The sequence below is a fragment of the Pseudoneobacillus rhizolycopersici genome (genome assembly GCF_054786815.1).
The window spans coordinates 216,692-233,954 of record NZ_JBTOOE010000005.1; the positions used below are offsets into that span (position 1 = coordinate 216,692).

Genomic DNA, 17,263 nt, shown 5'->3' on the forward strand with positions numbered 1-17,263 from the left:
ATATATAGTCACTTAGTAGAAAATTCTTGGAAGAATAGAGAAGAGAAAGTTTCTGGTAAGCCAGAAGAGATTATCCGATATTTGAATAGTATACTAAAATGAAAAGACGACAGGTGCCATGCACCTGTCGTTTTTTATGACAACACTTTAGATTCTTCATTTTTAAAGAAGCTCTTCATCGCATGAAAGACGTCGGGTTTTTGTTTTAGGATGTAATAGCGGAATTGTTCATTTTTGATGTTTTTGTATGCGGACATGAGGGTCGAGTGGCGGTTGTATTGGTTTACTTCTCCGTAGCCAAACATATTGGATACTTTCATTAATTCTTCGACTAATTTTACACATCTGGCGTTATCTGATGTAAGATTATCACCGTCAGAGAAATGAAATGGATAGATATTAAAACGAACTGGGTCGTATTTGGCATCGATGATGTCTAACGCTTTTCGGTAGGCTGAAGAACAAATAGTTCCACCGCTTTCACCTTTTGAAAAGAAATCCTCTTCTGATACGACTTTTGCCTCGGTATGATGGGCGATAAATTCAATTTCGACTGTTTCGTATTTTGTTCTGAGGAAACGCGTCATCCAGAAGAAGAAACTGCGCGCCATGTACTTTTCCCAAATTCCCATCGAACCGCTGGTATCCATCATGGCAATCACAACGGCTTTCGAATCTGGTTTCTTTACTTCGTTCCAGGTTTTAAACTTGAGATCCTCCGGATATATTGGATAAAAAGATGGAGTACCAGTCATCGCATTACGCTTGAATGCTGTCATCATCGTCCGCTTTTTATCGATATTTCCCATCAGACCGGTTTTGCGAATATCATTGAATTCTATGTTTTCAACAATATTTTCGGCCTGTTCCTTCTTTTTAAGGTTCGGAAGCTCTAACTGTTTAAACAGCGCCTCTTCGATTTCCATTATCGAAACTTCTGCTTCAAAGTAATCTTCACCGGCTTGATCTCCTGCACCTTGACCTTTTCCAGGTCCCTTTTGGCCGCTTGAGCCATCACGAGCAACGACATCCCCAATCTGACTGTCCCCGTTTCCTTGGCCAACATGTTTGTTTTTATCGTAGTTATAGCGGATTTTGTATTCGTCTAATGAGCGAATTGGAATTTTCACCACATCTCGACCATTGGACATAATAATGTTCTCTTCAGTTACTAAGTCGGGTAGGTTATTGCGAATTGCCTCTTGGACTTTGTCTTGATGTCGTTGTTGGTCATCGTGGCCTTTACGGTGGAGGGACCAATCTTCCTTGGAAATCACAAACTGATGATTGTTCACATCGGTCATTTCTGTACCCTCCTATTCAATTAAATTATTGTTGACAAGCACACTTTTCACAAATAAAACATACTATAACACAATGCTAATAGACTAAAATAAAAAATGGATTACTTTATCCTATGCAGAAATACAAAATAATTTACAAATAATTTCGATAATTGTACGTTCGCCCAATGATGGACAAGCAGTGCGTGATGCTTTAGCACCTTAAAGCAAGTGGGGACAGTCCCCGACTGCTTTAACGCATTAAAGGGGTGCGGGACTGTCCCCATTTAATTTAAAGCTGTAAAGTGTTAAAGGACTGACGATGGGGTTTCGTCAGTCCTTTGTTGTTATCTGTTTAGGAGGCTTCCTACGTAGCGTAGGAGTTCGTTTGCGGATGTGGAGTTGTAGCCATATTCGTCGATGAGTCTGGCTACGACTTCGTTTACTTTCTTTAATTGCTGTTCGTCTGGTGTTTTCGTTGATGTCGTAATTTTGACAACGTCTTTTAAGTCAGCAAATAGTTTCTTTTGAATGGCTTCGCGTAAACGATCATGTGAATTATAATCGAACCGTTTCCCTTTTCGTGCATAGGCAGAAATGCGAATTAAGATTTCTTCACGGAATGCCTTCTTTGCATTTTCAGAAATGCCAATTTGCTCCTCGATGGAACGCATTAGCTTTTCATCAGGATTGATTTCTTCACCTGTTAACGGATCACGTAATTTATTCTTATTACAGTACGCCTCAACATTATCTAGGTAATTATCCATTAATGTCTTCGCAGACTCTTCATACGAGTACACAAATGCCTTTTGAACTTCTTTCTTGGCGATATTATCATATTCTTTGCGAGCCAAGGAAATGTAATTCATATAACGCTCCCGCAACTCAGCCGTAATGGACGGATGCTGGTCGAGACCCTCCTTTAGCGATCTTAGTACATCCAAAGCATTAATTGATGGAATTTCTTTTCGAATAATCGTTGAAGAGATTCGGTTAATCACATAGCGAGGATCGATTCCGCTCATTCCTTCATCCGTATATTCCTTCTTCAACTCATCGACATCTGCGGAATTATAGCCCTCGACAACCTCACCATCATACAATCTCATTTTCTTCACTAAATCAATATCGCCTTTTTTTGGCTCCTTCAAACGCGTCAATATAGTGAACATCGCAGCCACACGGAGCGTATGTGGAGCAATATGCACATCGGCGACATCACTCTCACGAATCATTTTTTCATAAATTCGCTCTTCCTGTGAAACCTTTAAGTTATAAGGAATTGGCATAACGATAATCCGCGAATGGAGCGCCTCGTTCTTCTTATTGGAAATAAACGAACGGTACTCCGTTTCGTTCGTATGCGCGACAATCAGTTCACTAGCGATAAAAAAGGCACTCAAAAATTCAGATAAAAAAATTTATTGACAACAAAAAAGAACTCTCAACCCGTTTTTTGAGTTGAAAGTTCTAGATCTTGCAAATATATTCGTGCTAGTAATTGGGAAAGACTTTCCATTGGCTTTTCCTTTTTCTCTGTCGGTGCTAAAAATGTAATCCAACCATTTTCAATCTCTATCTGTTGTCCTTTCTCTATTTTCATTTCCATGTCCCTCTCCCCCATCTCTGTATTTTATCTTTATGTATGTATTGGCTTGTCCTATGTATAAATTTATAGATTCATTGATTACTATATTTATCCATTACTGCCATTTCGATTGGCTCAAGTAGTATACACACGAAAAAGGGGATTTCCAAATTTATTTTTGAAAAATGAGAAATTTTTTTAGAAGAGGAAATTTAACTGGAATAAAATGGAACCAATTACATATAGATAGGAATGTAAGACAACTTAGGTTGGGTTACAATTCCATTCGGATCACCCTTTCTTTTTTTAAAGATAGGTTTTAACAAACCTAGACCTTAGGTCACCTCCTTCGTACTCTAAGGTCACAAACCGACACCTAAACATCACCTTTTAGGTGTTTTTTATGTTTATGGGAATTTTGATTTAATTGCACTTTTTAGGCAAAAATGACCCTATTATAAGAGTTTTGAATGTATTTAATTGAAAAGGGGTTATTATTTGATATTTATCATAGTGATTTGCGTTCAAGGGGTTGAAGTTACCACTTCAACGCCATTGGTGATTTATGAATCAAGAATGAATTTAATTGGGTTTTGATCATTAATAAATGGAAATCGTTATCTTTAGAAAAAAATCCAACCATTTTGTATTTTTCCTTTTCAACATAAATTCCAATTACTTCTAAAATAAATATAAGGATAGTTAACTAGGTATCGGTTAACTATCCTTATATTTATATGAACTAATAACTTTAACTTTTCCCATTTACAAAAGGACAGGTGGCTCTCTACCAAATAATAGGCGTGGTCATTTTGTAACTAATTTTTTTCAAACATATTAAGACTCAAAATTCAAGATGAACAATTGACAAATAATTCTCTTATTCATTAATGACACGAATTTAGTTCACTAATTTATCCTTAGAAAAAGAAAGTCAGGATAGTTAACATTAGCTATGTTAACTATCCTGACTTTTTTCTAGCACCAAAAATAAAGATAATATATTTGTTAAGTTATCTAGTATAGATGGCTTTGGTTGTTGACAAATAATTTCTAATGATAACAAGTTCCGATTTGTGAACCACATACCTTACACTCATCGTCAGGATCGTTTCCGTTGCAACATATACAGGAATATTGATGACAATGTGGACAACATCTACAATCATAACTTGAATATCCACATCTACTGCAACAATTACACGGATAACTTCCACACGTACTACATTCATCCGAATTATTATAGTTAACATCATCGTCATTATCTTCATAAGAATAATGTTTTTTTGACGATTTTTTTGAATAATGAATTCTTTCTTCATATGAATTTGATTCGGATGTATCTATTACTGAAGAATAGTTGCCTGTTCGATAATTCGTAGTATCACTTATATACTTTTGAAGTTCAATGGGTTTATTCCTTCTTTCGCTCTGTCCTGAGCTCCAGCCTAAATAATATAAAATTCCAATGGGAATAAATAAAAATCCTATCCATGGTTTAATCAAATAAAGTGCTGCAAAAATAGCAAAAGCAAAACAAAAGAAATTTAGCCTAGTAAATATAAATTTATTTTGTGAGAATTCTGGCTTATTTTCTTTAATTCTCTTATAAACTGTATAATTGTTCAACATTCCATAGAATAGATTTAGGAATATAAATAAATGTACAATTGATTTATTTTCTTTTCCCCAAAACAGTAATGTAACAATAAGCAAAGTTTGTAATAGAATACTGATGATCATCCACTTCAGCTCCTTTAAATACAACCATGAAAAAGTGGTAGCTCTGCCATATTGTAGTGACACTTAGGACATAAGTTAATGAAACCACTGCCCCTTACAAAGCCCTTTAAAATGGAAAATCGACTAGCTCTTTATACCAGGAGGCTATTATACACGTAGAGACTCCTGGTAAAGTGATAAATTGCATTGTCTACTAGAGAAAGTTTTTTTCTCGGTGGCTCTTCAAACCACTAGTGTCACTAAACTAAGTCACAGATGCCACTGAGTCATGGTAATAATAAACACTTCTATGAAGGTGATTAAATTAAAAAATTAATGCTCTTAAAAACCTATTTTACATTAAATATTCTCTTCATAAATATTGCTAGATGTTCTTGGACTTTTGAACAAGCGTCATTAGCTTTCTTTGCAATAGCACTATTGTATTCTGCATATGGACCCTCACTTATACCAGCAAATACATAAACATATGTATTTTTAGGATCAACTGCTATTTCTTTATACCAATCTGAATATCCCTCACTTTCAAATTCTTTTAATGGCATTTTTATTATTTCTCCGATAAATAAATCCTTTTTTAGGAATAGCGTATCATGGAAATAGACCATTAATTGATATGTTTCAAACTCTTTATTTTTGACTTCCTTAAATACCAATTGATTTCTAATCGCTTTTGGTAAGGTTAACTTCATTCCTGTTTTAGTACCTTTATAGGTGACAAAATCGGATCTGACCAAATTATACTTACCAGGATATAGCGCTGTTTCAAACTTTTTCAGGTATTTAATTTCTAAATTAATGTTTAAGCCTTTTAATGAAACTATCGCTGTTCCTTTTTCACCGCTATTTCCGTCAGTAAATCCAAACTTCCCTATTCCGTTTTTATCAAATGTTATATTATATGTTGGTGTATCTGAGACCCTAGTAGTTAAGGTAGGATCCCCGACTTGAAGAACTTCTGCGAAAAGTTTTATTTTACCCTTTGTTGTAGAACTAAAATTAAGCTTTAACCCTAAACCAGACTTTTCTCTATAAGCATCGGTGTACCAGTCACCCTTGTATTTTTTAAAATCTGGTGCCGCTCCATGAACTTGCACGGATGTAGCAAACATTAAGAAACAAATAATTAAACTTAGTTTTTTTAACATTCTCTCACCTCAAATTAACAATCTCTAATACTATTCTTCTTAATAATTATGAGTGATTAATATGAATTATGAATTATTCAGTATGACCATCTTCAAAAATCCAACTATCAAAACGTGTAACGAACCAACCATTAAGAAAATCATCAAGGTGTGACGAACTACCTAATGTAACAGTAATCTCATTCCAAAAAGTACCTTCTTCATTTGGATTGTCATGTAATCTTATTGTGAAATTTTCAAACGAAAAAGAGCTGCCAATCTTTTCATGTTGAGTTACATAAAAATTCTCCTTTCCATTTTTAATAGCTTTTAGAAACGGTTCTTGTACTTTATCACTTTTATATATGTAATATTGCCCATCCATTTGATCTTGCTTATCATAATAGTATTCTAGTAGCATTTTTGAATCCGAAGGTAAAAAATCTTCAAAAAGAGCTAAAACCTCTTGTGGATTATCAAAATACTGTTCATTAGGTTTAGAAATTCTCATGGCTGTAATTACTCCATTTGTTGCACCTATATGGATTTTGTAACCATTAAAATCTTCTACGTTTCCCATTAAAGCTTTATTCTTGTATCCATAATCAATAACAAATTTTTCACCAAAATAATGCCTGAATGTATCAAAGTTATTACCAATTGTTGGATGTTTTCCGATGTTAGATTGAATACCCAATTCAATTAAATCCTCATATTTTCCCAATTCTTTATATGAATAAGGACTCTTTAATTTCTCTTCTGATTCTTTCTTACTTTCATTAGAAAGTACCTCTGGATTTTTTGTTAACTTTCTCGAAGTGGTTTCACTGCAACCTGCCGTAACTGCTATAAGAGTTGATAAGGTAAGAATAATTAATTTTAGTTTCATCTATCTTCCCACTTTCTAAATTCAATAGTGGATATTATTCCCTTTAATTGGTATATATTCCTGAAAACAATCGTCGATATAAAACTTTTATACCAAGAAGGAATTTTAATAAATCCTTTTAAGGATGGTTAAATTCATTGTTAACAAAGCAAGATATTTCTGAAAGTGCTCATACAAATCAATCTAAATGAATGAAATAAAAATACCAATCATATAGTAGGTTGTACCAAATTTTTTTAAAAGGAGGATTGAAAAATGATTAAACCGATTCTTTCTAGAGAAGAAACTTGTCCTGTATGTGACGGGGATGGAAGAGTTTACTTTGACATCGTGATAGGTGGAGGTAGTAGAACATTTGAGGAATGTAAAGGGTCAGGGAAAGTTTAGAAGTAGACTTAGTTTTCCATACAGAGATAATTGAAAACATTACATATAGGGGCTTACAAATGGTTATTCCTTATTTTTCCACTATGTCTATTTGTACATAAACCCAAGTAGCCACTTTCCTGTTTTATGCAGGATTCGTATTAACGTACTTTCATTTTATTTAATTGCTCAAATAAAACAGTTCAACAGAATTCAATGGTAGGGTCATAGCTTGCTCCCTGCTGCCTTTATCAAAAGGTAAATGAATACATAAATTAGGTTAAATTCCAATAGACTATACTATCTCAAACGAAGTAATAAGTACCTGAGGGAAAATACGTGAAACTAAAAAAACTCTATTTTTCATAGCCATATTTTTTTTTACATTAAGTTTTTCAATGCCCATTTCCTTTGCAGCAACTCAAAGCACACCTTCAATTAAACAAGTAAAATTAGGTTCAAGTTCGTATCCTCAGTTAGTAAATTTATCGAATAAAAAAATCATGAACGATGTTAATAAATATTTAAAACAACTTGCATTAGAAATAGATCGAGAAGATAAACAAATTAAGTTAGACGATCCTGAATGCAAGCAATGTGGAAATACATCTGTTTACAAAATAATGGTTTTAAACCAAAATATTTTATCTTTAAAGTATGTAATTAATTGGTATACAGGTGGGGCTCAGAGAGAATATTATTATGATTCTTATAACGTAAATCTCAAAACTGGTAAAAGAATCTATTTAACTAACGTATTAGATACCAAAACCAAAATGTAAGGCAAAGTCTTACATATCCAAAATTCTTAAAGCAGAGAATAAAGAACGAGGATATGAAGCTTTTATAACAGATTTACAATTAGATATAGACACAGATTTTGTATACTGTAAGAATGGATTTACTGTCCTTTTTAGCCCTAACTATCCAGGTAACGATCATGCTGCTGGTGGAATTGATATTGATATTCCGTATTCTGCAATTAAAAAACAAATCCAGCATTTTTAATGGAAAAAAGAGACCTCAAAATGAATTTTGAGGTCTTTTTGTTAATATCTTGACAGTAGCTTTTAGAAAAAGAACAATAAAAGTTTGTAAATTTCTTACTTATGTAGCACGATATACTTTTATTTTTTCCATCTCCTCTTTCATCAGCTTGTTGAATTGTTCCTCTAACTGAATTTCCGTGGGAATATTGTTCAAATTATTTACTAACTCTTGAAAAATATTTTCCTTAATTTTAGTTTTATTTTCCATGAAGTACCATTCTATTTCTTTTCTACGATTATAGGCATCTACATATTCATTCACTACTTGAAGTATGGGTAAATAGTTTCTCTTTTCCTTAAAAGTATTTTCCATAATAGTGAATGTAACCTCTAACTCTTTTAATTCCTCTAATTTTTGATTTTCTAGCTCAACCATTATTACTTCATCCGTAATATCAGTTGCGTATTTCTCTTTATAATATGCAAATTTACCAATGTCTTCCGTACTACTTCTATCCTGTAAAGCCAAGGTTCGAATTTCTTTATACTTTTTATTATAGCCCTTTATAATATCCCTCACTGCTTGTTCCGTAAATTGTTCGTCATTTACCAACCCGTTCAATACTCTATTTTTTTCTTCTTCAAGCCTGGATTGTATCGAATCTAAGGTATATGTTGATTTGATTTCTTCAATAATCTTGTCTTTTTGAAAAATGTACTTTTCTAATATTCTATTTTGTTCACGATTAAATCTAATTTCAATTTCTTTTAGTAATACTGTCGGTGAATTCGAATACTCCTTAAAAAAATCTATTGGCCCCAGATATAGCCATTTAAATTTTGATGATGGCGAAGCGTATGCCTCTCTTGATTTAACTCCTTGCGAACGTAATTTTCTTGCTTTTTCATTTTTATTTCTTACACCCGTTGGATCATACCACCAAGTGTATAAATATGGCTTATTTTTAATCACCTTTATTGTTAATCTCTCACTAATTATTTGTTTCATTTTTATCCCCCCTAAATTTAATCTATTATATCTGAGTTTTTAGATTTTTGAGAAAAATAATAAATCCTTTTTAAGGATAGTTAATTCGGTACGAAGAATGAACGTTTCTTGTTTTGAATAAACGTTCATTTAGACCATCGTAATTTGCTACCATTTGGAATCAGTAAAGGTGTTATCTATTTTATTCATATATTTTATTACATCATAATCTAAGGATTTTAGATGATTATTTAAATCATTGCGTGACATGATGATGCCCTCTGTATGGGTACCTTGCCATTGTGACCAATGTTCAACTAAATACATATCCTCAACTTTTATCCCATCGACTTCAAATATTTTATAAACTTTTTCATGTTCAAATTGAGAACCAGTTGAATAATTCCGTCCATCCCATACATCTAAACAGACTGATTCTTCAGAAACAATTAATGACGTTTCAATGCTTACTTCATCATAAATCACCTCAAGATTTGTTCCTTTCATCCACCGATAAAGTCGAACCTCATATCCGTCTTTTAAATTATAAAACTCATCATTATACATATCGTACATTAGCACATCGTCGGATGGCATGGTTTCTTTCGAATACCGAATCTCTAAATCGTTATAACCTAAATGGTGAAGAAACTGTTCAATACCGTAATAGGTATCCTTATCAAAATCCTCTTGTGAATCTCCGTATTTTTCTAATTGTTTTTTCAACTTCTCTGTATTAATGCTGTTAACATCAATACCGTTAATAACCAATTGCTCCCCATCACCCAGCTGAACTTCTGTTTTTATATCTTCTGGGTCAATTAAAAATCGATTCCCATCATATTCCTAAATAATAATCTCTTTCATCTTTACCCTCCTCAACAAGAATACTATCTAATTATTTCTTATTGTTTTTATACACTACAAAAATGGAATCTCAAAGAAACCAAGGAAAAATATTTTTAATATTTTCTCAAGTAAATAAAATAGAATATTTCTAGAAGGGTTTAATATTTTTTCACGCAATAAAGTAATAAACGTTTCTACTTTCGTTAAAACGTTTACTAGGAGGTGACCAATTTGGCAATTTCAATTACATTTGGAAATCAAAAAGGCGGATGTGGCAAATCAACAACCACAGGCATTCTCGCTCATTTATTAAGTAATGAAGGTTATAGAACTTTGGTTATAGATATGGACTCGCAAGGAAATATTACAGAATTATTATCAGGAAAAATATCAAATGAATTCGTCGGTAAGTCAGTATTAGAAGCTATGCAGGAAAACGACATAGAAAAATTTGTATATCCCATTAAGGAAAATCTTGAATTACTCCCAGCAAATAACTTTCTTGCTACCTTCAGTCGATGGATATATACAGGCAAAACATACTTAGGAGAACATAAACCTTTGAGTTTGAAAAACCCTAGCTTAGTTTTGAACAAAGCGTTAGAATCTGTCAGGGACAAATATGATTTTATTCTGATTGACACTCCACCCTCTCTTTCTGAGCAAACGACAAATGCTTTATGTTCTAGTGATTTTGTTATATTAATGTTCGATTGTTCCAGTTGGTGCTATTCATGTATTCCAAATTTTATGGATTCCGTTAAGGCGGCTAAAAAAGTAGGAAATAGAAACGTTGAAGTGATCGGAATATTAAGATTCATGTCTGATGTAAAGAGGAAGGATGCAATTGCATTTCAACAGCTTATCGAAGAAGATTATCCCCAAGTTGTTTTTGGCACAGTTATTCACCGTAGAGCATCTATTGGGAGAATCTCATTGTTTGGGTTTAATAATAACCAAGAGCTTAATCATGCATTAAGCCATTTTCAAGGGTTTTATGAGGAGTTGTTGCATCGTGTCAAAAAACAATATTGATGATATAAAAAACTTAAAAAAAAGTAGGACTGTCTCACCTTTGACTGCTATAAGTGAGGAATTAGTTCCATTAAATGAAGAAATAAACGTTGGAAGCAAGGAAGAAAGTTTTGAACGAAAACGGGTCTCATTTGATTTAAGAACCGACCTACATAAAGAATTAAAAATCCTTTCGACTATTAAAGGCATAAATATCTATATTATGTTGGAAGATGCAATCAAAAATTATTTAGAACAAATAAAAAAAGGGTAGTTAATAAATTAATTGGATTAAGTATTGACACTAGACAGTAAATTAAGCAAGATACGGCATTATTTATTCTATAATTTTGAAATAAAAAAATCTCTAATTGCACCTTCAAATTTAAAGATTTCTAGTATTGAGTAATTCTTTTTTGGTATATTTATTCCATATTCTAGGGACTTTTTTGCCCTAGTTTATCATACATTCTGTCAATAAATACTTCATTAGGCATTTCCAATGCTTGTGCTGGGATTAGGAAAACATCTGGTTTTCTGCCAACTTCAAAAACCAAAAGAACAAGGTAAAGATTTTTATTGGTAATGGCATGCTTTTTGGTACAAAAACATAGCCTGTTCCTCTAGGAGATTTTACTTGAATCTCACAAAAGCGCCCATTTTTGTCTTTTATAATAAAATCAATACCATGATCATTCACTTCTGAAGTATAAACATCGCATCCATATTATGCAAACTCCATCTTTGCAATATACTCTGAGTATTTTGCTACTTGTAAAGTATTTAGTTTTGTCCAATCAGTTTTTGGTATAGTTGTTCCTTGCTACTCCCTTCGTACCCCTATTTACACAATCATCACCGTAATTTTTGAAGGCTACTTTTGGATATTTTTGTGTATAAAAAACTATTACTATTTAGTAAAATCTTATTCGGAGGTGTTTAATTTTGATATTTGATATGACGGATTATGATAGTACATTAAAATCACTATTAGAGTTATTAAACTTAAATGAAGAAGATAAAGAGAATATTATAGACTTCGTTTATCTTGAAAGTACAGATGTAGAGGATTTTTTAGAATCATTCGAAATTGAAGATGAACATTTGTTAGAAAAGGATGTTGAACTTGTTAGTTTACATAGCACTACCAGTTTTGATAATTGTAAATCCATTACAGAGTTAGGAATCATTAATTTGCAAGATGCAGTATCACATGAAACACCATTAAAGGATTATTTAAGTAAAAAAGAAATCCAAATTAATATTAAGGATAAGTACATTTTATATAAAGGCAACAAACTTGATATTAGTGAGAAAACTCATGGTTTTTCTTTAACCGATGCTGAAGAGTATCTAAATCGTATAATACATAAATTTTATGGAGATTTCCAAATTAATGCATTTTTATGCCATACAAATGTAGTTTCATATGGAGGCTATACTAGAGATAGACCTGAGATACTTCTTGATTTAGCCCAATTCCTAAAAGATGCTACAATTGAGAGTGATTGGGTTAAAGATAAAAACAAGGAACATTATATTATAAAATTTATGCAACCCCTTCATTATTATAAATATTGGACATTTGAGGTTGAATATGAGGATAGTTATTACGGAATTACGAAAGACAATCGGGATTATTTACCTAATGATGTAATTGAAGTAAAAGTAAAAAGATGGCTGATTCAAAAATGTCTTAATATTTTGAGATACGGGGTTTATGAACTCTTTTCTTATGTACATCCAAAAGTGAAAATAGAACCGAAAGACATCTTAGAAATTATGTTAGAACAAGAATATCTTAATAAGTATAAAATCGAAGATGATTATTAATATAGTCTTCAAAAAAAGAGAACACTTGGGAAACTAAGTGTTTTTTCGTTTGTTTTTGAATCCTTTTCCTTCATTGTGAATTTTTACGAACTGTTGTATGCTATTGGTCGGGTCAACGAAGTCAATCGCACTAACAATTATTAGAGAATAACTTATTTTGTGCAAAACGGATAGTTTGACTTTATTTAGGTATAAAAAAGGATAGTTAACCATTAACGAGTTCGGTTTAGAGATGGCAAACACTAAATGACACCAGAAACAGTATAAAAATTCGCATTTTTTTTGACAGAAATTAATAAGAGAAAAAAGCACGGTGCTACCATGCTTTTCTCAACCATAATGTAGCACTATTTTCTGACCCTTGTGATTATTTATAAACTTCTATACCATAGTTTAAATAATCCCGAACAAAAAAGTCACTTGTTAAAAAAAGGAGCAAACCATAAAAATATCTAAACTCTGAAACAAGGGATGAATTCATGTTTGCGATCATAATTCGCTTTTCCCATTCGAAATTTAACGGGAATCTTTTATCTGGCAAATCAATCCCAATCCTTGGAGTGATTTTTTTTCCGTCTATTCCCGTCTAGGTCTATTGGCTCACTCGTAATCGTGATAATTAAATTTGGTCGGTTGACTTTATTGAAAGACATGTAGGAAAGTAGTTGATCAAGATATTGCCTTATCCTCCCCTTAATCGTTCGATTACTTTTCTCGGTTTTATTTTTTCTTCTCCTCTTAGTAATTTTAGGGAACCAATTTCTATCCTTAAAGAACGCTCCGTTTGGATATTCATAATCTTCCAATTCATCGAATACATACTCAGGAAGTTCCTTTTTCACCAATTCAGAAATTGAGATGCTACCATCACGATCTTTATATTCCAAAAGAATCGCATTTGGATTCTTTTCTGCTAGTATGGCTAATTCATACATTGCAATGGTCAATGGGTCGATGGTACTTAAATGGTTATATGTCGAAAAGTTTTTATTTCTGGCTTCTTTAATATCAGAAGCATAGGCATAACGCCATCCATCCTCAACTTCAACAGGCACCTTGTCATACGCGGAATCATCTTTTGTATAATAATTATAAAAACAATAAAGGGGAATAGCTCCTACAATGGAAGCTTCCTTTATCAGGTTTTCTAACTGTTTACCATCTTTATGGTCCAAATCCTTATAACGGTATTCATCATCCATTTTATGCAACCGCTTTGCTTGGATCCTCATATGTACAGCTTCTAGTTCAAAATCATCATTCCCAGGAAAAACAATCCACCATTCGATGTCCGCTCCTATCTTCCCCTCATTCACCCCTTTGATGGCAAGCAGTCGGTCACTATTCATTTTCTTCAATTCTTTTAAAATATCAACGGTTATAGCTTTTTCCTCTATACCTTTATTCAGCCAAAACATATCATCCCAAATTTTTTTTGATATTCTTTTAAAGGCGTCATCAATTCTCACCCTTCAACCCTCCCCCTACTTTAAAGCACTACCAAACTATCATACAAAATTTTCCTACAAGTTGAAATATTTTTATTCCCCAAGTGCTTTTGTTGTCATAATTTTAAAAATTCCTCAAAGAAAGCTATTAATCCCACTCTGGCGGAAGGGATTAAATTCTTTCTTATACTCCTATTAATACAAATTTTACAAAAAATAAACAACTTTTCAAAAATCGTTTAAATACGTATTTTTTTCATCTTATATTCGATACGGATTAAAATCCTCATATAAATGGTTACGGCTGGAATGTACCACTTCTGCCATGTTTTTTACCAGCGATTGTCATAGGTTTACCACTTGTTTCCACTGAGTTTACCAATGGGGATAGTATTTTTTAATAATGAAAAATAAAAATCCCAATTCATCCTTCTTTAAGCAAGGAATTAGTATTTTTTCAACAATCGTATCCGATTGTTGAACATCACATTACTTTATTGAATAGTTTATTTGTACTGCGCAGCAAATCAGCTGTTCTTCCTTTTTTCTTCTTCAATTAGCTCTCAAAATTCAATGTAAGAAATGGTAAAATTAAATAGTTAAATTTATAGATATTAAGGATGTGATTTAATATGGATTTCGATATGGACATGCCCCTTTCCCAAAACCATTGTTTTTTGTGTGGTGTGGAACTAACAGAAAGCACAGATGAACACATCTTTCCCAAATGGCTGCAACACAAATTTAATCTATGGAATAAAGCTATTACCTTATTAAATGGGACATTAATCCCCTATCGAAAGCTAAAAATCCCTTGCTGCAATACTTGCAACAATGAACATTTATCTCAACTAGAAATTGACATATCCAAAGCCGTAGATGGTGGTTATGATTCATTTATACAGTTAGACCAAGACAAAATATTCTATTGGGCATCTAAAATTCTTTACGGTTTGTTCTTTAAGGAATTATCCTTAGCTGTTGATAAAAGGAACCCAGCTGGTGGGACCATTATGAGTCCTGAAGCGATGAAAAAATTTCAAACATTGCATATGTTACTTCAAGGCATTCGGTTCCCTACTGAATACATTTCGGTCAAACCTTACTCCATTTTCATCTTTAAAATGTATCAATATGAGGAAGATGATTGGCAGGAATCCAATTTTAATTACTTTGACAGCCTTATTCAAACCGTTTATGGAATGAAAATAGGGGATATTGGATTTATTCTATGTATAGAGGATTCTGGTGTTCAAGCTGAATTTGGAAAAGATTATTTTGATAAATTTATGGATAAAACCCTTCATCCTATTCAGTTAAAGGAACTTTACGCTAAAATTAATTACAAGGTATGTTTAGCTAAATACTTTCCTCGATATATGATTATTCAAAATGACCATGAACGGATTGTCCAAGTCATCCAACCTTCTGGATATTTATTTGATGCTTGGTCACAGGAATTCTATGCACATGCTCTTGCACATATATGGAGTACATATCCTCTTCTAGGGCTTGGAGATATTTATGTTCCACCTAATCAGGTTTTGAGTTACTTAACTAATGAAGATGGGTCCTTTAAGCAACTGCCGAAGCATATCTTTGCAAAAAAACAATAAAAAACTATAAGTATTTTAGCAAAACGGGTTACTTTACCTTTCGCAATACTCATTTTTTGCGCTCCGTGCGTTTTGCAGCGTTTTTTGATTACAAAAAAGACAAACGAAGTTCCATAAGAGCGGGGTTATAACAACAGATTTTATCTAACACCTTGTTCAACTAACGCACCCGTTTGCGGAAGTCTGGTCAATAAAAAAAAATCAAATTTGTATAACATCTATAACAATTCCCAAAATTATGTTTTCAATGTTTTATCACCAGAAGGTTGAAGTGGTAAACAGTGTGTCATTCTCTGGTAACCTTTTTGTCATTCAGTGGTAAAAACTATGTCAAGAATGGTACATTACATTGGCCGTAATCATGATAAATCCGTACCAATTTTTTTTACCATATTTAGATTAGAATTGAAAATGAGCAAATCCCTCGAAGGATTTGCTCATTCTTTTAGTATTTGTAGCGAATAGTGAAAATGGGATCATACTGCATGGAATATTGTAGTATGTGTCTTTCAACATTCTGAGTTTTCCCACTGTATTCTAATACAGGGGAAGGAACACCTTCTGGACTAATCGCTGATGGTTCTCCGTACAATGACGCACCTCTTGGAAGTATAATAATAACAGACATTGTAAATCTTCCTTCTGTCACCCTAAAGTTACTTTGTGGGGCGATAAATGAAAACTCGAAAATTTCTCCTTCGGAAGTTACAGTTGGAGTTATTTCTTTTTGCATGAAGAATTTTAACTCTTGGCTTCCAGCTTCTAACTTAATGGTACTTGGAGCTACCATATTTGCTTCTTCCTTTGCCAAATTCCATTGCTGTCTTAATGCTTCAATCTTTTCTTCTAATTGTCTCCTTTGTTCTTCTGGAATGGTATCCAGCTGTTCTAAATCGACTGGGGATTGAAACTCTTGCCTGTTTTCAATTTCACTTAACGTCCTTAGATAAGCTCTTTGGGGATCTCCTGTGATAATAGGAAGTACAAGGGTAATATCCTGAGTTTCTGGGTTGGTCAAATTAATAACTGTATCGATATTAACAATGTCACCAACATTTCCTCCCTGTATCCTTGAAGTATCATTGATTGTCACGATCGTATCTTGCTTCTGAATTGCTCTAGTAAACTCTGACATTCCACATAACCTCTCTCATCAAAAATATTGGTTTAACTGATTTGAACTTTTATTTCTTTTGAAACCTAGCTTTATATCCAAATATAAAACTATCTTTTTTTACTCTTTGCTTGAGCAAGAACAGACCCTGCTAAGCTTTTGGTTAAATTGCTTGTTCTTCCATCTTGTAAAGCTTTAGATGCCTTTGTAGCCATGTTTGTACTTGAAACCTTTTTAGTGCTAGTCTTTGACATTATCATCACCTGCCTTCTCTTAATTTTTGTATATTCACTATAAAGTTTGTTTAATAGAAACAATTCTTTATAGAAATAACTTATTTTGTTATCCAGCATACAGATGTAACCGTCAAGTAGTTCTGAACACTTTTTGCTAATTTATTTTGAACACTCTTA

At 32.8% G+C, this 17,263-nt stretch carries 16 protein-coding genes and 1 pseudogene; 6 read left to right on the forward strand and 11 right to left on the reverse strand.

What is annotated here, in order from left to right:
- Positions 1–134: 134 nt before the first annotated feature.
- The 6 genes and pseudogenes from yhbH to ACX9YW_RS08175 form a co-directional block, all read right to left on the reverse strand.
- Positions 135–1,304, reverse strand: a complete 1,170-nt coding sequence (gene yhbH, locus ACX9YW_RS08150) for a sporulation protein YhbH (protein WP_460344581.1) — start codon at positions 1,302–1,304, stop codon at positions 135–137.
- 326 nt (positions 1,305–1,630) lie between these two features.
- Positions 1,631–2,683 (reverse strand): annotated as a pseudogene (locus ACX9YW_RS08155) (protein prkA); the annotation flags it as partial.
- Between the two features lie 47 nt (positions 2,684–2,730).
- On the reverse strand, positions 2,731–2,895 hold the full coding sequence (locus ACX9YW_RS08160) for a hypothetical protein (RefSeq protein ID WP_460344584.1): 165 nt from the start codon (positions 2,893–2,895) through the stop codon (positions 2,731–2,733).
- A 992-nt stretch (positions 2,896–3,887) separates the two neighbouring features.
- On the reverse strand, positions 3,888–4,130 hold the full coding sequence (locus ACX9YW_RS08165; protein WP_460344587.1) for a hypothetical protein: 243 nt from the start codon (positions 4,128–4,130) through the stop codon (positions 3,888–3,890).
- Between the two features lie 816 nt (positions 4,131–4,946).
- The gene (locus ACX9YW_RS08170) at positions 4,947–5,765 is read right to left on the reverse strand and encodes a hypothetical protein (RefSeq protein ID WP_460344590.1); all 819 of its coding nucleotides are present in this window, start codon (positions 5,763–5,765) and stop codon (positions 4,947–4,949) included.
- Positions 5,766–5,838: 73 nt separating this feature from the next.
- Positions 5,839–6,633 carry a hypothetical protein gene (locus ACX9YW_RS08175; RefSeq protein WP_460344593.1) on the reverse strand — a complete coding sequence of 265 codons (795 nt, stop codon included), beginning with the start codon at positions 6,631–6,633 and terminating at the stop codon, positions 5,839–5,841.
- Between the two features lie 255 nt (positions 6,634–6,888).
- Here ACX9YW_RS08175 and ACX9YW_RS08180 point away from each other — a divergent pair, with 255 nt between their 5' ends.
- Positions 6,889–7,020 (forward strand): hypothetical protein, encoded by a 132-nt coding sequence (locus tag ACX9YW_RS08180; RefSeq protein WP_460344596.1) that lies wholly within the window; start codon positions 6,889–6,891, stop codon positions 7,018–7,020.
- Between the two features lie 377 nt (positions 7,021–7,397).
- The gene (locus ACX9YW_RS08185) at positions 7,398–7,781 is read left to right on the forward strand and encodes a PdaC/SigV domain-containing protein (protein WP_460344599.1); all 384 of its coding nucleotides are present in this window, start codon (positions 7,398–7,400) and stop codon (positions 7,779–7,781) included.
- A 325-nt stretch (positions 7,782–8,106) separates the two neighbouring features.
- Here the strand turns inward: ACX9YW_RS08185 and ACX9YW_RS08190 are convergent, their stop codons facing one another.
- Entirely contained in the window at positions 8,107–8,997 is an 891-nt protein-coding gene (locus tag ACX9YW_RS08190; protein ID WP_460344602.1) for a hypothetical protein, read from the reverse strand.
- Between the two features lie 147 nt (positions 8,998–9,144).
- Positions 9,145–9,747, reverse strand: coding sequence for a hypothetical protein (locus tag ACX9YW_RS08195; RefSeq protein ID WP_460344605.1), 603 nt, complete (start codon positions 9,745–9,747; stop codon positions 9,145–9,147).
- A 309-nt stretch (positions 9,748–10,056) separates the two neighbouring features.
- On the opposite strand from ACX9YW_RS08195, the gene ACX9YW_RS08200 reads away from it, so the two are divergent.
- The 3 genes from ACX9YW_RS08200 to ACX9YW_RS08210 all read left to right on the forward strand — a co-directional run bounded on the left by ACX9YW_RS08200 (position 10,057) and on the right by ACX9YW_RS08210 (position 12,672).
- On the forward strand, positions 10,057–10,860 hold the full coding sequence (locus ACX9YW_RS08200; RefSeq protein WP_460344608.1) for a ParA family protein: 804 nt from the start codon (positions 10,057–10,059) through the stop codon (positions 10,858–10,860).
- Complete coding sequence (locus ACX9YW_RS08205; RefSeq protein WP_460344611.1) at positions 10,841–11,113, forward strand: hypothetical protein; 273 nt, start codon at positions 10,841–10,843, stop codon at positions 11,111–11,113. Before ACX9YW_RS08200 ends, ACX9YW_RS08205 begins: the two co-directional genes overlap by 20 nt.
- Positions 11,114–11,784: 671 nt before the next feature.
- Positions 11,785–12,672: a hypothetical protein gene (locus tag ACX9YW_RS08210; RefSeq protein WP_460344614.1), complete on the forward strand. Its 888-nt coding sequence runs from the start codon at positions 11,785–11,787 to the stop codon at positions 12,670–12,672.
- A 542-nt stretch (positions 12,673–13,214) separates the two neighbouring features.
- Here ACX9YW_RS08210 and ACX9YW_RS08215 read toward each other — a convergent pair.
- Positions 13,215–14,141 (reverse strand): DUF6615 family protein, encoded by a 927-nt coding sequence (locus ACX9YW_RS08215; protein ID WP_460344617.1) that lies wholly within the window; start codon positions 14,139–14,141, stop codon positions 13,215–13,217.
- Positions 14,142–14,752: 611 nt separating this feature from the next.
- Between ACX9YW_RS08215 and ACX9YW_RS08220 the strand changes: the two genes are divergently transcribed.
- Positions 14,753–15,736: a hypothetical protein gene (locus ACX9YW_RS08220; RefSeq protein ID WP_460344620.1), complete on the forward strand. Its 984-nt coding sequence runs from the start codon at positions 14,753–14,755 to the stop codon at positions 15,734–15,736.
- Positions 15,737–16,181: 445 nt separating this feature from the next.
- On the opposite strand, the gene ACX9YW_RS08225 is transcribed toward ACX9YW_RS08220, so the two are convergent.
- Positions 16,182–16,871 carry a hypothetical protein gene (locus tag ACX9YW_RS08225; RefSeq protein ID WP_460344623.1) on the reverse strand — a complete coding sequence of 230 codons (690 nt, stop codon included), beginning with the start codon at positions 16,869–16,871 and terminating at the stop codon, positions 16,182–16,184.
- Positions 16,872–16,960: 89 nt separating this feature from the next.
- Positions 16,961–17,104 carry a hypothetical protein gene (locus ACX9YW_RS08230; RefSeq protein WP_460344626.1) on the reverse strand — a complete coding sequence of 48 codons (144 nt, stop codon included), beginning with the start codon at positions 17,102–17,104 and terminating at the stop codon, positions 16,961–16,963.
- Positions 17,105–17,263: the final 159 nt, after the last annotated feature.

What these genes read in the sequence shown, in the direction of transcription:
- ACX9YW_RS08175 (WP_460344593.1), bottom strand. Translation starts at nt 6,633, where the DNA reads ATGAAACTAAAATTAATTATTCTTACCTTATCAACTCTTATAGCAGTT.
- yhbH (WP_460344581.1), bottom strand. Translation starts at nt 1,304, where the DNA reads ATGACCGATGTGAACAATCATCAGTTTGTGATTTCCAAGGAAGATTGG.
- ACX9YW_RS08225 (WP_460344623.1), bottom strand. Translation starts at nt 16,871, where the DNA reads ATGTCAGAGTTTACTAGAGCAATTCAGAAGCAAGATACGATCGTGACA.
- ACX9YW_RS08170 (WP_460344590.1), bottom strand. Translation starts at nt 5,765, where the DNA reads ATGTTAAAAAAACTAAGTTTAATTATTTGTTTCTTAATGTTTGCTACA.
- ACX9YW_RS08180 (WP_460344596.1), top strand. Translation starts at nt 6,889, where the DNA reads ATGATTAAACCGATTCTTTCTAGAGAAGAAACTTGTCCTGTATGTGAC.
- ACX9YW_RS08185 (WP_460344599.1), top strand. Translation starts at nt 7,398, where the DNA reads ATGCCCATTTCCTTTGCAGCAACTCAAAGCACACCTTCAATTAAACAA.
- ACX9YW_RS08190 (WP_460344602.1), bottom strand. Translation starts at nt 8,997, where the DNA reads ATGAAACAAATAATTAGTGAGAGATTAACAATAAAGGTGATTAAAAAT.
- ACX9YW_RS08230 (WP_460344626.1), bottom strand. Translation starts at nt 17,104, where the DNA reads ATGTCAAAGACTAGCACTAAAAAGGTTTCAAGTACAAACATGGCTACA.
- ACX9YW_RS08160 (WP_460344584.1), bottom strand. Translation starts at nt 2,895, where the DNA reads ATGGAAATGAAAATAGAGAAAGGACAACAGATAGAGATTGAAAATGGT.
- ACX9YW_RS08165 (WP_460344587.1), bottom strand. Translation starts at nt 4,130, where the DNA reads ATGATGTTAACTATAATAATTCGGATGAATGTAGTACGTGTGGAAGTT.
- ACX9YW_RS08220 (WP_460344620.1), top strand. Translation starts at nt 14,753, where the DNA reads ATGGATTTCGATATGGACATGCCCCTTTCCCAAAACCATTGTTTTTTG.